12 protein-coding genes and 1 pseudogene are annotated in these 13,189 nt (G+C 72.9%); 6 read left to right on the top strand and 7 right to left on the bottom strand.

Features of this window, described 5'->3' with window-relative positions; all coding sequences use genetic code 11:
- Window positions 1–42: 42 nt before the first annotated feature.
- The 3 genes from ABD371_RS11675 to ABD371_RS11685 all read left to right on the top strand — a co-directional run bounded on the left by ABD371_RS11675 (window position 43) and on the right by ABD371_RS11685 (window position 3,902).
- On the top strand, window positions 43–1,485 hold the full coding sequence (locus tag ABD371_RS11675) for a hypothetical protein (RefSeq protein WP_344475579.1): 1,443 nt from the start codon (window positions 43–45) through the stop codon (window positions 1,483–1,485).
- Window positions 1,486–1,748: 263 nt separating this feature from the next.
- Window positions 1,749–3,209: an alkaline phosphatase PhoX gene (locus ABD371_RS11680; protein WP_344475581.1), complete on the top strand. Its 1,461-nt coding sequence runs from the start codon at window positions 1,749–1,751 to the stop codon at window positions 3,207–3,209.
- 462 nt (window positions 3,210–3,671) lie between these two features.
- The gene (locus ABD371_RS11685) at window positions 3,672–3,902 is read left to right on the top strand and encodes a hypothetical protein (protein WP_190124768.1); all 231 of its coding nucleotides are present in this window, start codon (window positions 3,672–3,674) and stop codon (window positions 3,900–3,902) included.
- Window positions 3,903–3,976: 74 nt separating this feature from the next.
- Here the strand turns inward: ABD371_RS11685 and ABD371_RS11690 are convergent, their stop codons facing one another.
- The 4 genes and pseudogenes from ABD371_RS11690 to ABD371_RS11705 all read right to left on the bottom strand — a co-directional run bounded on the left by ABD371_RS11690 (window position 3,977) and on the right by ABD371_RS11705 (window position 7,734).
- A complete protein-coding gene (locus tag ABD371_RS11690) occupies window positions 3,977–5,170 on the bottom strand; it encodes a TerD family protein (protein ID WP_344475785.1) in 1,194 nt (397 codons plus the stop codon).
- A 202-nt stretch (window positions 5,171–5,372) separates the two neighbouring features.
- Window positions 5,373–6,812 (bottom strand): peptidoglycan D,D-transpeptidase FtsI family protein, encoded by a 1,440-nt coding sequence (locus ABD371_RS11695; protein WP_344475584.1) that lies wholly within the window; start codon window positions 6,810–6,812, stop codon window positions 5,373–5,375.
- A gap of 96 nt (window positions 6,813–6,908) precedes the next feature.
- Window positions 6,909–7,513 (bottom strand): annotated as a pseudogene (locus ABD371_RS11700) (response regulator).
- Window positions 7,510–7,734 (bottom strand): hypothetical protein, encoded by a 225-nt coding sequence (locus ABD371_RS11705; protein WP_344475586.1) that lies wholly within the window; start codon window positions 7,732–7,734, stop codon window positions 7,510–7,512. The pseudogene ABD371_RS11700 and the gene ABD371_RS11705 overlap by 4 nt, the downstream one beginning before the upstream one ends.
- Before the next feature lie 327 nt (window positions 7,735–8,061).
- On the opposite strand from ABD371_RS11705, the gene ABD371_RS11710 reads away from it, so the two are divergent.
- The gene (locus ABD371_RS11710) at window positions 8,062–8,787 is read left to right on the top strand and encodes a DsbA family oxidoreductase (RefSeq protein WP_344475588.1); all 726 of its coding nucleotides are present in this window, start codon (window positions 8,062–8,064) and stop codon (window positions 8,785–8,787) included.
- A gap of 68 nt (window positions 8,788–8,855) precedes the next feature.
- A complete protein-coding gene (locus tag ABD371_RS11715) occupies window positions 8,856–9,905 on the top strand; it encodes an aminotransferase class V-fold PLP-dependent enzyme (RefSeq protein WP_344475590.1) in 1,050 nt (349 codons plus the stop codon).
- 86 nt (window positions 9,906–9,991) lie between these two features.
- On the opposite strand, the gene ABD371_RS11720 is transcribed toward ABD371_RS11715, so the two are convergent.
- Window positions 9,992–10,555: a MarR family winged helix-turn-helix transcriptional regulator gene (locus ABD371_RS11720; RefSeq protein WP_344475593.1), complete on the bottom strand. Its 564-nt coding sequence runs from the start codon at window positions 10,553–10,555 to the stop codon at window positions 9,992–9,994.
- Between the two features lie 199 nt (window positions 10,556–10,754).
- Between ABD371_RS11720 and ABD371_RS11725 the strand changes: the two genes are divergently transcribed.
- A complete protein-coding gene (locus tag ABD371_RS11725; RefSeq protein WP_344475595.1) occupies window positions 10,755–11,831 on the top strand; it encodes an alkene reductase in 1,077 nt (358 codons plus the stop codon).
- A 61-nt stretch (window positions 11,832–11,892) separates the two neighbouring features.
- On the opposite strand, the gene thpD is transcribed toward ABD371_RS11725, so the two are convergent.
- Together thpD and ABD371_RS11735 are read right to left on the bottom strand one after the other, a co-directional pair.
- Window positions 11,893–12,786 (bottom strand): ectoine hydroxylase, encoded by an 894-nt coding sequence (gene thpD, locus ABD371_RS11730; protein WP_344475598.1) that lies wholly within the window; start codon window positions 12,784–12,786, stop codon window positions 11,893–11,895.
- 2 nt (window positions 12,787–12,788) lie between these two features.
- On the bottom strand, window positions 12,789–13,187 hold the full coding sequence (locus tag ABD371_RS11735; protein WP_190124777.1) for an ectoine synthase: 399 nt from the start codon (window positions 13,185–13,187) through the stop codon (window positions 12,789–12,791).
- Between the last annotated feature and the right edge of the window lie 2 nt (window positions 13,188–13,189).

Genomic DNA, 13,189 nt, shown 5'->3' on the forward strand with positions numbered 1-13,189 from the left:
CCCCTGTACGTCCCGATGTACGTCCCGAGGAGAAACAGCCAGATGCCCCAAGACGGTCCCTCCCTGCCGCCCGTACGGCTGCGCTCGGACGCGGAGCTGGCGCGGGACGCGCTCGCCGCCCCCCTGCTGACCAGGGCCGTGAGGCTCGCCCGCTGGGCAGGCCCCGGGACGCTGGTGGACGCGGGCGGCGAACTGGCCGAGGAGCAACTGGCCGCCGCGGCCGAGGAGCTGGGCCTGGGGGCCGACGAGGACGGCCCGGCGTTCGCGAGCGAGGCCTGGCGCACCGCCGTCGACGCCGGACTGGTGGAGGTCCGGGACCCGGAGGGGGACACCGGGCACGGCACGGCCGGCCCCGGCGAGAATCTCGCGCTGCTGATCTCCGGCGGCCCGCAGGACGTCCTCGCCATCTGGCTGGAGGCGCTGGAGGCCGTCCACGCGGACGCCATCGCCCCGCTGCTCGACGATCTCACCGACGCGATCGGCGAGGACGGCGAGATCGACCTCGGGATGCTGGAGTGGGACCCCGAGGCGGAGGCCGAGTTCCTCGACGGGGTCCTCGGCAATCTGTATCTGCTCACCGTCACCGACGACGGCCCGGTCGAGCAGCCGGTGCCGCTCCCCGCGCTCGCCGCCTCGATGATCGTCCCCGACGACATGGGCGAGCCCACCGACGATGTGCTGGAGCAGGTCTCGGACGCGATGATGCGGCTGGACGACCAGTTCCGGCTGCTGGAGCCGATCGGGCTGGTCGAGTACCAGCCGGTGGACGACGCCCTGATGGCCGAGGACGACGAGGGCGGCCCGGTCGACGACGACGAGGACGTCTCCCGGTACGGACTGGTCCGGCTCACCCCGCTGGGGCTGTACGGGATCAGGGCGCGGATGCTGGACGCGGGCATCGACGCGCCCGCCGTGGGCGAGCTGGCGGACAAGGGCGCCGACGCCCTCCTCGACGGGCTCGCCCACTACCCCGAGCGGGCCGCCCGCGCCGAGACGGAACAGTGGCTGGCCCGCCGCGAACCCGCCCCGGCCGCCCGCGAACTCCTCGCGGCGGCGCGCGGCTCGGACCACGGCGGCCCGCTGCGGCGGCTCCTCTGCCAGCAGGCGCTGGCCCTGGTGGGCCCCCAGGCCGAGGCGGAGGTCCGCGCGGTGCTCGACGATCTCGAACTCGGCGGTCTCGCCCGGGTCTGGCTCGCCGAGCACGGCGCCGCCGACGTGCCCCCGCCGCCGGAGGCCATGATCTTCTGGCTCTCCGTCGACACTCTCGCCGCCCAGCTCGACGCGGACGGCGAGTCGGACGAACTCCGCGCCCTGGTCGAGGGCCTCACCGGGCAGCACACCGGCTTCTTCGACGCCGCCTGGCGCGTCGACCACCCGGCCACCGCCGACGTCCTGGAGGCCATGGGCCGCCTCCACCCCGACAAGCGCGCCGCCAAGGAGGCCCGCAAGGCCGCCTTCAAGGCCCGCTCCCACCGCCCCGCCTGAGGCGGACCCGAGAGGGCCCCGACCGGCTGGTCGGGGCCCGGTCGCGTCGGCGATCACCCCCGCGCGGGCGCGCTTTCGCGCGCCGGAGCGCATAACTCAAGCCACGCTCTGGCCAGTTTCACTCCTTTGGTGTTCAAACCCCTCGTTCACGAGGGAGGAATCGTTTGCTCACCGTTCCCCGACGGTAACCAGGGCACCGGTCACCCGCCGGCCCCGAGCCATTCGTGCCCCTCAGGATCACCAGGTACCTCAGGAGAGACTCGATGCCGCTCACCCGCAGAGAATTCAGCAGGCAGTCCGCGTTCACCGGTGCGGGCGTCGCCCTCACCGGCACCGTCGCGGCGCTCGCCACCGCGCCAGGGGCGCTCGCCGCCGAGGATGTCACCGGGCGCGGTGGCGGCGGCGACGGGCGCGAGCCCGGGTACGGCCCGCTGCTCCCCGATCCCGAGGGCCTGCTCGCGCTGCCCGCGGGCTTCTCGTACCGGGTCGTCACCCACAGCGGGGTGACCCGGCTGGAGTCCGGCGAGTTCACCCCCTCGCACCACGACGGCACCGCCGCCTTCCCCGGCCCCAGGGGCGTCACCCTCCTCGTCGCCAACCATGAGCTGCGCGGCACCCGCGAGCGCTGGCGGTACCCGGTGCCGCTGGCCGAGGGGCATGTCTACGACCCCGCCGCGTCCGGCGGCTGCACGGTGGTCGAGGTGCGCACGGGCGGCGAGGTCGCCCAATGGGTCGGCGTGGCCGGGACGTCCACCAACTGCGCCGGCGGCGGCACCCCGTGGGGCACCTGGCTCACCTGCGAGGAGAGCGAGGAACTCGCCGGCCAGAACGGGATGACCAAGGACCACGGCTATGTCTTCGAGGTCGACCCCTACGACCGCCGGGCCAACCGGGACCCCCGCCCGGTGAAGGCCTTCGGCCGCTTCGCCCACGAGGCCGTCGTCATCGACCCCAGGAGCGGCCACGCCTACCTCACCGAGGACGCGGGCGCTCCGCACGGCCTCTTCTACCGCTGGGTCCCCCCGGAGGGCTTCCGGCACGGCCGCGGCAGGCTGCGCGGGCTGGCCGACGACGCCGGGGTGCTCCAGGCCCCCCGCTGTTTCGACTCCGGGGGCCGCTTCGTCGACGACCTCTCCCGCGCCACCAGGATCGGCACGGTCTACGGCGTGGACTGGACCGACGTACCCGACCGCGACGCCCGCACCACCCCCGTGCGGAAGCAGTTCGCCGACGGAGCCGTCACCCGGGGCCGCAAGCTGGAAGGCATGTGGTGGGGCGACGGCGGGGCCTACTTCGTCTCCTCGTACGCCCGCTCCGACAGCCCCGGCCCGCACTCCGGCCAGGTCTGGTTCTACCACCCGAGGCGGCGCACCCTCACCCTGAAGGTCCTGCTCGGAGCCGGGGCCGACACCACCCGGGACAGCGCCGCCGGGAGCGCCGACTACGACGGCCCCGACAACATCACCGTCTCCCCGTACGGCGGGCTGATCATCGCCGAGGACGGCGACGGCGCGCAGCACCTCTTCGGCGCGACCGACCGGGGGCGCACCTACCCCATAGCCCGCAACGAGCGGAACATAGGCACCGAGGAGGAGCCGGAGTACAGCGAGTTCGCCGGGGTGGTCTTCTCGCCCGACGGCGGGACGCTGTACGCGAACATGCAGAGCCCGGGCATCATGCTGGCGATCACCGGACCGTGGCGGCGGCACTCCCACCGCGACTGACCCCCGCCCGGCGGCCGGGACCTCTCCGCCCGGAACGCCGGGTCGCCCGATGGGGTGGAGCGCGCGAGGGGCCCGGCGGACCCGGACCGGGCGGGTGCTCCCGCGCCCCGGGCCGTGTGACCACCGGACCCGGGCGGCCCGGAGCGTGCGCGGCCCGGCGGCCCGAACGGAGGGAACGGCCATGGATCCGGTGTACGAGGAAGGCGGCCGGCCGGGATGATCGACCTGGTCACCCATGGCGGGATCGCGTGGGGCCGGGCCGTGCTCCGCACCCCTTCGAGAGGCTCTTCCGGGCCCGGCGCGCGCCTCGCGCGGCTCCGGGCCGCACCTATTCTGAACTGGTGTTCAGTTGCCGTTCGCCTTGCGGGGACAGGCCCGTACGGCCCTGTTTCCGGTTGCGATCTGACCACGGTCTCACCCGGGCGTTGTCGCTTTGCGCCCGGAGAGACCATACTTCCAGTAATGACGAAGTCAGCCGGATCCCGGCGCCACCTGCCGTCCAGTCCCTTCAACCGCAATGCCCCGGCAGCCCCGCCGATCGAACAGTGGGCGGTGGGCGACCGGGTATCACACGATCAATTCGGCCTGGGAAGGGTCATCGCGGTCGAGAACGACAACGCCGCGGTGCTCGTCGACTTCTCCGGGCGGAAGGGCAGAATCCTCAGCCCTTTCGCCAAGCTGGCCAAGCTCTGAGGACCAATCCCCCGCCGGGGCCCGCTGCCGTGATGCACAGGGCAGCGGGCCCCGGCGCTCTGCCGGGGCGTTTGTCAGAGCGCCTGGGCGGCGGGCTTCACCATGCCGCGCACGGTGCGTGACTTCACGAAGTCGCCCATGGCGGTCATCTCCCACTCGCCGGAGAACTGCCGGATGAGCTTGGCCATCATGACCCCGGTCTGCGCCTCGGCCGAGGTGAGGTCGAAGCGGACCAGCTCCTCGCCGGTCGCCGCGTCCATCAGCCGGCAGTAGGCCTTGGCGACCTCGGTGAACTTCTGGCCGGTGAAGGAGTTCACCGTGAAGACCAGCCCGGTGGCCTCCGCCGGGAGCCGGCCGAGATCCACGGTGATCACCTCGTCGTCGCCCGCGCCCTCACCCGTCAGATTGTCGCCGGAGTGCTTGACCGAGCCGTTGAGGATCGCCAGCTTTCCGAAGTAGCAGCTGTCCAGGTGATTCCGGTTGGGCCCGTAGGCGATCACGGACGCGTCGAGGTCGATGTCCTTGCCCCGGTAGGCGGGCTCCCAGCCGAGCCCCATCTTGACCTTGGAGAGCAGCGGCTTGCCGCCCTTGACCAGCGAGACCGTCTGGTTCTTCTGGAGGCTGACCCGGCCCTTGTCCAGATTGATCTTCCCGGAGCCGGGTGCGGGGGCGGCCGGCGGCGGGGGAGCGGCGGCCGGGGTGGAGGCCATCGCCCGCGCGGGCGCCGGGGGAGCGGGCGGCGCGACAGGGGCGGGCGCGGGGGCCGCGGCGGGCTCCTCGTCGACCGAGACGCCGAAGTCGGTGGCGATGCCCGCCAGCCCGTTGGCGTAACCCTGGCCGACCGCGCGGGCCTTCCAGACGCCATTGCGCAGATAGATCTCCACGACGACGAGAGCCGTCTCACTGCCGAGCCGGGGCGGGGTGAAGGTGGCGAGCACGCCTCCGGTGCCGGCGTCGCGGACGGTCGCGGTCGGCTCGATGCCCTGGAAGGTCTGCCCCGCGGCGTCCGGACTGGCGGTCACGACGATCTTCTCGATGCCGGCCGGGACGGCGGAGGTGTCCACCACGATCGCGTCCGGGGCCGAGCCCCCGCCGGAGCGGTGGGTGACGCCGGGGCCGGTCGGCTGGTTGTAGAAGATGAAGTCGTCGTCGGAGCGCACCTTGCCGTCGGCGGTGAGCAGCAGGCCCGATACGTCGAGCCGCACCGGGGCGGCGACGTCCACCGCGATGCGCGCGACGGAGAGAGGGATGTTCGAGCCGGGGGTCATTGCGGTCATGCCGGGGTAACGAGCGAAGCCGCTCCGCCGTTCCCTCACCGTTTTCCCCCCGCCCCCACAAACCGCCTTTCGGCCCAACGCCCGCCCGGTCGCCCCCGGCCGCCCCGGCCCAGCGGCCCCGCCGCCGTCGGCGTGCTCCCCGAGGCCCCCGCCCGAATCGGGCGGACGGCCTGGGATCCGGTGTTCCGCGGTCTCACTTCAGCGCGGCGGCCATCATCTTCTGGGCCACGGGGGCGGCCAGCCCATTGCCGCTGACCTCGGAGCGGGGACCGCCCGCGTCCTCGATCAGGACCGCGACCGCGACCTGGCGGTCGCCCGCCTCGGCGTACGAGGTGAACCAGGCGTACGGCGTCTTGCTGTTGTTCTCGCCGCGCTGGGCCGTGCCCGTCTTGCCGCCGACCTCGGCGCCCGGGACCCGGGCGTTGGTGCCGGTGCCGTCCTCCACGACGGTGACCATGGCGCTGCGGAGCTGCTCGGCGGTGGACTTCGAGATCACCCGCCGGGAGTCGCCCCCGGGGGACTCCAGCGTCTCGCCCGCGGAGTCCACCACCTCGGAGACCATGTGCGGGGACTCCAGCACCCCGTCGTTGGCGATCACGGCGGAGACCATCGCGATCTGGAGCGGGGTCGCGGTCACATCGAACTGGCCGATGCCCGTCATCGCCGTCTGCGCCTTGTCGAGGCCGCTCGGGAAGACGCTCTCGTACGCCCGCACCGGAACGTCCAGCTCCTTGTCGTTGAAGCCGAACCGCTCGGCGGTCTCCCGCACCTTGTCCTGGCCGAGGTCGACGGCCAGCTTGCCGAAGACGCTGTTGCAGGAGTAGCGCAGGGCGGTGCGGATCGAGGCGTTCTCGCAGGGGGCGGACGCGATGTCGTTGGGCAGATCCCGGACGGTGCCGGGCAGGATGTACGGCACCGGGCTCTTGGTCGGCTCGTCCACCGAGCCGTACAGACCCTCCTCCAGCGCCGCCGCCGCGACCACCAGCTTGAAGGTCGAGCCGGGGGCCAGCGGCTGCCGCAGCGCCCGGTTGACCAGCGGTTTGTCCGGGTCGTCGAGAAGCTTCTCCCACGCGGCGGAGTCCGAGGTGCCGGCGATCTTCGACGGGTCGTACGAGGGGGTGCTGACCATGGCGAGGATCTCCCCGCTCGCGGGGTCGAGGGCGACGGCCGCGCCCTTGGCGTCGCCGAGGGCGCGGTAGCCGGCCTTCTGCACGGCGGGGTCGATGGTGGTCAGCACATCGCCCGGCTTCTGCTGCTTGTTGGTCAGCTCGTCCAGCGGATTCCGGAACCGGCTGTCGGTGCCGTCCAGCACCTCGCGGTAGATGCCCTCCAGCTGGGTCGAGCCGTACGCCTGCGAGCTGTAGCCGGTCACCGGCGCGTACAGACCCCCGTCGGGGTAGGTGCGCTTGTACGCGTAGTCCGCGCCGCCGGTCCGCGCCGAGCCGGTGACGGGCGAGCCGCCGACGACGATGTCGCCCTGTGGCTGCGCGTACTGGGCGATCTTCGTGCGCGGGTTGCGGTCGTGGTCGGCGAGGGCCTTGGCGTCGTACGCCTGGAGCCAGGTGGCCCGCACCAGCAGGGCGAGCACCAGCAGCAGGCTGAAGACTGCGGAGTGTCTGATCGTCTTGTTCATCCCACCGGAGGACGAACGGCAGGCGGCGGCCCGTTCCCCCTCTCATGCGATTCTCAGGACTTCCTCATGTCGCACAGGCCCCCACAGCCCCAGCGGCTACCGGCCGAGGAAACCCGACTCGTACGCCGCTATCACCGCCTGGGTGCGGTCCCGCGCCCCCGTCTTCGCCAGCACCGCCGCGACATGCGACCTCACCGTCGCGGCCCCCACCCCCATCCGCCCCGCCATCTCCGCGTTCGTCAGCCCCGTCGCCACCCGGGGCGGCGGGGCCGCGCGCCGTACTCGGAGGCCAGCGCGCGCACCGCCGACGGGAAGAGCAGCGAGTCGCTCCGGGCGACCAGCCGCACCGCCTGGACCAGCTCCTCCGGGGCCGCCCGCTTCAGCAGAAAGCCCGCCGCGCCCGCGCGGAGCGCCTCGTACACATAGGAGTCGTTCTCGAAGGTCGTCACCACCACGATCCGGGGCGGACCGGGCAGGGAGGCGAGGATCCGCTCGGTGGCGCGGATGCCGTCGATCTCCGGCATCCGCACATCCATCAGCACCACATCGGGCCGCAGCTCCCGTACGACGGAGACCGCCTCCGCGCCCGTCGTCGCCTCGCCCACCACCGTCAGGCCGGGCTCCGCCTCCAGGATCACCCGGAGCGCGGTGCGCACCATGCGCTCGTCGTCGGCGAGCACGATCCGCACGGCGTCGCTCATCGGCCGCCGCCCCGGGGGGCGCCCAGCGGCAGTCCGGCGCTCAGCCGCCAGACCTCGCCCACCGGCCCGGCCGAGGACTCCCCGCCGAGCAGGGCGGCCCGCTCGGCGACGCCGCGCAGCCCCCGGCCGCCTCCCGGGCGCACCACCGGGGCCCTGCCGGACAGCGGATTCTCCATGACGATCTCCAACTCCTCGCCGCGCAGGGCGATCACAAGGGACACCGAGGACGCCCCGGAACGCGTACAGCCGCCTCCTCATGCCCCTCATGCCCCCTGTCCCCGCGGCGGCGGTCCGATGATCATTTCGCCCGGCGTGGGCGAGTGCGAACAGAGCGGAGCAGGACGGGACCGGGCCGGGCGGGGCGGGGTTCATGCCGTTCAGCCTTCCCCGCCGCCGCCGGGCCGCGCCTCCCGCTCGGTGACGATCCGCCTCCGCCGGGCGGGGGAGAACGCGTCCCGGGGCCGGGAGGAATCCGGCGGGCCCCGGAAGCGTTGAGCGGGGGACGGCGGGGGCGCGCCCCGCCGCGACACCCCTTGGAGAGAAACAGCATGCGCGTCGAGATCTGGAGCGACATCGCCTGTCCCTGGTGCTACATCGGGAAGGCCCGCTTCGAGAAGGGACTCGCGGACTTCGCCCACCGCGACGAGGTCGAGGTGGTCCACCGCTCCTTCGAGCTGGACCCGAATCGCGCCAAGGGCGATGTCGGCTCCGTCGTGGACATGCTGGCGCTGAAGTACGGCCGTACCCGCGAGGAGGCGGTGGCCATGGAGGAGCACGTCGCCTCCAACGCGCACTCCGAGGGCCTCGCCTACCGCGCCGAGGGCCGCGACCACGGCAGCACCTTCGACATACACCGCCTGCTCCACCTCGCCGCCGCGCGCGGGGTCCAGAACGAGCTGCTGGACCGCGCCTACCGGGCGAACTTCGCCGAGGAGCGCTCGGTCTTCGACCCCGCCGTCCTCCTCGCCCTCGCGGTCGAGTCCGGCCTCGACGAGACCGAGGCGCGCGCCGTCCTCGCCGACGGGAGCGTGTACGCCGACGAGGTGCGCGCGGACGAGCGCGAGGCCGCCGAGCTGGGGGCCAACGGCGTCCCCTTCTTCGTCTTCGACCGCCGGTACGGCCTCTCCGGCGGCCAGCCCGCCGAGCTGTTCACCAAGGCGCTGGAGCAGGCCTGGCAGGGCCGCGAGCCCGTCCCGGCGACCGTCCCGGAGACCGTCGGCGCGGACGCCCCGGCCTGCGACGCCGACGGTGCCTGTGAGGTCCCCGGGCACTGAGCCGCCGGGGCCGCGCGCCGTTTCCGGCACGGTTGACCGGCGGCCGGGCGCGGCCCAGGGTGGGACGCATGGAGACCTTGGGCGGTACCGAGTTCGCGCCGGACACGACGTATCTGAACACTTCCTCCACCGGGCTGCTGCCGGCGCGGGCCGTCACCGCCATGACGGCCGTCGTCCGGGACCTGGTGGCCGGCCGGCCGTCCGGTGTCGCGTACGACGACGCGCGGGTCGCCGGGGCCCGGCGGGCCTTCGCCCGGATCGCCGGGGTGGGCGCGGACCGCGTCGCCGCGGGCGGCTCGGTCGCCGGGCATGTCGCGCTGATCGCGAACTCGCTGCCGCCGGGGGCCGAGGTCCTCCTCCCGGAGGGGGAGTACACCTCGGTCGTCACCCCGTTCACGGTCCGGGGCGATCTCAAGCTCCGGTACGCGCCGGCGGCGGGGCTCGCGGACGCGGTGCGCCCGGGGACCGCGCTGGTGGCGTTCTCCGCGGTGCGGTCCTCGGACGGCCGGATCGCCGATCTGCCGGCGGTACGGGCGGCGGCGGCGGCGCACGGGGCCCGTACGCTGCTCGACGCGAGCCAGGCGGCGGGGTGGCTGCCGCTGAACGCGGGGGAGTGGGACTTCACCGTCACCGGGGCGTTCAAATTCCTTCTCTGTCCCCGCGGGGTCTCCTTCCTCACGGTCACCGAGGAGGCGCAGCCTGCGGTGCCGCCCCTCCACGCGGCGTTCTTCGCGGCGGAGAGGGGCGCGGAGGTGCTGTACGGCCCGGTCGAGCGGCTCGCCGCGTCGGCCCGGCGCTTCGACGACGCGCCGTCGTATCTGTCGTACAGCGGGGCCGAGCGGTCGCTGGAGCTGGTGGAGGAGATCGGCGTGGCGGCGATCCACGCCCGTGCGACCGGGCTGGCGAGGCGGTTCCGGGAGGGGCTCGGGTCGCTGGGGCACGAGCCGGTGCCCGGGGAGTCCGCGGTCGTCGCGGTGCCGGGGCTGGGGGGCCGGGCCGAGGGGCTGGCCCGGGAGGGCGTCATCGTCTCGGACCGGGCGGGGAATCTGCGGGTGGCGTTCCACCTCTACAACACGTCGGCGGAGGCGGACCGGCTGCTGGATCTGCTGACCGGCTGACCGGCCGACCGGCCGACCGCGGGTCTCCCGAAGGGCTTACGTGACCGGGCCCGGGCCGGGGCCCGGGCCGGGGCCGGGGCCTGGACCTACGGGCCTTCCGGTCCCGGGCAGTCCGCCGTCTGCGCGCAGAGGTTCGACTCGACCTTCCCGAGCAGCCGGGTCAGCTCCTCGCACTCGCCCGGCTCCAGCCCGGTGAGCGTCCGCACCTCCAGCTGCGACCACGCCCGCTCCACCGCCGACCGCAGCGCGCAGCTCTCGTCCGTCGCCTCCACCAGGACCGCGCGCCGGTCGGCGGGGTCGGGGGCGCGGCGGACATGGCCCGACTGCTCCAGCCGCTGGAGCATCTTGGTCACGGTGGACGGGTCCAGCTCCAGCGTCCTGATCAGATCGGACTGACGCACCGGGCCCGCGTCCCACAGATGCATCATCAAGAACTCCTGCCCCGGGTAGAGCCCCAGCCCTCTGAGCACCTTGGCGGCGGCCACCCGGTGCAGCCGGGCGACACGGGAGACGGCGTGGCTCACCGGGCCGCCCAGACAGGACTCCGCCGAGGGCGCGCCGGGGCCGGAGGCGGTGTGTATCGGCTCGTCGCAGCCGGTGAACGGCGGCGGCGCGCCGCCCACCGGGTCGAGCGTGGCCTCGGACTTCATCGGGCCTCCTCGGAAGAGAGTCGGAAGGGATCGTCAAGAGAGCTGTCTGGTGAACAGTCTGGGGGACAGTCCCGCTTCCGTGTCTCTCCCTGTGGCCGGATCTCTCTCCCCAGATTTTACCTTGGCCGACCAAGTAAGTGCGTTACAGTGGTGTCCCGGCCATTGATTGGTCGACCACATATATTTTCGGGAGTACCCCATGACCACCGTCTTCGACCCCCTCGTGCTCCGGGGCGCACGGCTCTCCAACCGCGTCGCGATGGCTCCGATGACCCGCAGCCGCGCCTTCGGCCCGGGGCTGTCCCCCACGGAGTCGACGGTGGAGTACTACGCGCAGCGGGCGGGAGCCGGGCTGATCATCACCGAGGGCATCCAGCCCTCCGTCACCGGTCAGGGCTACCCCGACACCCCGGGGCTGCACAGCGACGAGCAGGTCGCGGCCTGGCGCGAGGTCACCGACGCGGTGCACGCCAAGGGCGGGACGATCTTCGCCCAGCTGATGCACTCCGGGCGCATCGGCCACCCGGTGATCTTCCCCGACGGCCGGGCGAGCGTCGCCCCCTCCGCCGTCACCCCGGCCGGGCAGCTCTACACCGGCGAGGGGATGCTGGACTTCGTCGAGCCGCGCGCCCTGCCCGCCGAGGAGATCCCCTCCGTCATCGGGGAGTACGTCCACAGCGCCCGCAACGCCGTCGCCGCCGGATTCGACGGCGTGGAGCTGCACGGCGCGAACGGCTATCTCATCCAGCAGTTCCTGTCCACCAACACCAACCTCCGCACCGACGAGTGGGGCGGCTCCGTCGAGAACCGCATCCGCTTCGCGGTCGAGACGGTCAAGGCCGTGGCCGAGGCCATCGGCGGCGAGCGCACCGCCATCAGGCTCTCGCCCAACAACGCCTACAACGACATCGCCGAGACCGACGCCCACGAGGTCTACCCGGCGCTCGTCCGCGAGCTCCAGCCGCTGGACCTGGCCTATCTGCACATCACCGAGACCAGTGAGAGCGCCCGGGAGGTGACCATCGCGATCCGCGAGCGGTACCGGGGCGTCCTCGTGCTCAACCCGGCGACCGAGGGCCCCACCGACCACCGCGCGCTGCCCCTGGTCGAGGACGGCATCGCCGACGTACTCGCCTTCGGCGCGCTCTTCCTCGCCAACCCGGACCTCCCGGAGCGACTGCGCGCCGCCGGCCCGTACAACACCCCGGACCCGGCCTCCTTCTTCGGCGGCGGTGACGAGGGATACCTCGACTACCCCGTACTGACCGAGGCCTGAGCGGGCCGGGGGGCGGGTCCGGTCCGACGGGGGTGGACCGGACCCGCCCCCCTCGACGCCTTCAGCGTACGGGGGTGAAGTCGCGCGCCCCGATGAACTCGGGCCGGGGCACCGGCGCGGCGAAGGGCCGTACCGCCGCGTTCTCCACGCTGTTGAAGACGATGAAGACATTGCTGCGGGCGTACGGAGTGATGTTGTCCCCCGAGCCGTGCATGCAGTTGGAGTCGAACCAGGTCGCCGAGCCGGCCCGGCCGGTGAAGAGCCGGATGCCGTGCTCATCGGCGAACCGGGTCAGCGCCGTGTGCGAGGGGGTCCCCGCGTCCTGCATCCGGAGCGACTTCTTGTAGTTGTCCTTCGGCGTCTCGCCCGCGCACCCCAGGAACGTCCGGTGCGAACCAGGCATGATCATCAGCCCGCCGTTGGTGTCCCGGTTCTCGGTCAGCGCGATGGAGACCGAGACGGTCCGCATGTTCGGCAGCCCGTCCTCGGCGTGCCAGGTCTCGAAGTCCGAGTGCCAGAAGAAGCCCGAGGCCCCGAAGCCCGGCTTCACATTGATGCGGGACTGGTGGACGTACACGTCCGAACCGAGGATCTGCCGCGCCCGGCCCACCACCCGCTCGTCGCGCACCAGGGCGGCGAAGACCTCGCTGAGCCGGTGCACCTCGAAGACCGAGCGCACCTCCTGGGAGGCCGGCTCCACGATCGCGCGCTCCCCGGCGCGTACGGCGGGGTCGGCGATCAGCCGGTCCATCTCCGCCCGGTAGAGCGCGACCTCCTCGTCGGAGATCAGCTCATCGACGGTGAGGAAGCCGTCCCGCTCGTACTCCAGCAGCTCGGACCGGAGGATCGGCCCCGGCGCGCCCGGGGCCGACCAGACGACCGGGTCCAGCCGGGCGGTCACCGCCTCGCTCGCGCCTCGGGTCGGGTAGGGATCGGTGCGTACGGCGGCGGTCATGCTCAGCCCTCCTCGGTGATCAGGGGATAGACGCCGTTCTCGTCGTGGTCCTCCCGCCCGGTGACGGGCGGATTGAAGACACAGACACAGCGGAAGTCGGTACGGGGCCGGAGAGTGTGGCGCTCATGGCCGTCCAGCAGATACATCGTGCCGGGGGAGATCACATGGATCTCGCCGGTCTCGTCGTCGGTCAGTTCGGCCTCGCCCGACACGCAGAGCACCGCCTCGATGTGGTTGGCGTACCACATCGACGTCTCGGTGCCCGCGTACAGCACGGTCTCGTGGAACGAGAAGCCGACCTTCTCCCGGGCGAGCACCAGACGCTTGCTCTCCCAGGTGCCGGAGGCGGACCTCACATGGCGTTCGGTGTTCTCGATGTCCCGCAATGAACGGACGATCACGG

Origin of the sequence: Streptomyces amakusaensis (genome assembly GCF_039532665.1) — a bacterium.
Classification (GTDB): domain Bacteria; phylum Actinomycetota; class Actinomycetes; order Streptomycetales; family Streptomycetaceae; genus Streptomyces; species Streptomyces amakusaensis.

Excerpts from the sequence above, each read along its gene's own strand:
- ABD371_RS11675 (WP_344475579.1), top strand. The coding sequence starts at position 43 with ATGCCCCAAGACGGTCCCTCCCTGCCGCCCGTACGGCTGCGCTCGGAC.
- ABD371_RS11680 (WP_344475581.1), top strand. The coding sequence starts at position 1,749 with ATGCCGCTCACCCGCAGAGAATTCAGCAGGCAGTCCGCGTTCACCGGT.
- ABD371_RS11685 (WP_190124768.1), top strand. The coding sequence starts at position 3,672 with ATGACGAAGTCAGCCGGATCCCGGCGCCACCTGCCGTCCAGTCCCTTC.
- ABD371_RS11690 (WP_344475785.1), bottom strand. The coding sequence starts at position 5,170 with ATGACCCCCGGCTCGAACATCCCTCTCTCCGTCGCGCGCATCGCGGTG.
- ABD371_RS11695 (WP_344475584.1), bottom strand. The coding sequence starts at position 6,812 with ATGAACAAGACGATCAGACACTCCGCAGTCTTCAGCCTGCTGCTGGTG.
- ABD371_RS11710 (WP_344475588.1), top strand. The coding sequence starts at position 8,062 with ATGCGCGTCGAGATCTGGAGCGACATCGCCTGTCCCTGGTGCTACATC.
- ABD371_RS11715 (WP_344475590.1), top strand. The coding sequence starts at position 8,856 with ATGGAGACCTTGGGCGGTACCGAGTTCGCGCCGGACACGACGTATCTG.
- ABD371_RS11720 (WP_344475593.1), bottom strand. The coding sequence starts at position 10,555 with ATGAAGTCCGAGGCCACGCTCGACCCGGTGGGCGGCGCGCCGCCGCCG.
- ABD371_RS11725 (WP_344475595.1), top strand. The coding sequence starts at position 10,755 with ATGACCACCGTCTTCGACCCCCTCGTGCTCCGGGGCGCACGGCTCTCC.
- thpD (WP_344475598.1), bottom strand. The coding sequence starts at position 12,786 with ATGACCGCCGCCGTACGCACCGATCCCTACCCGACCCGAGGCGCGAGC.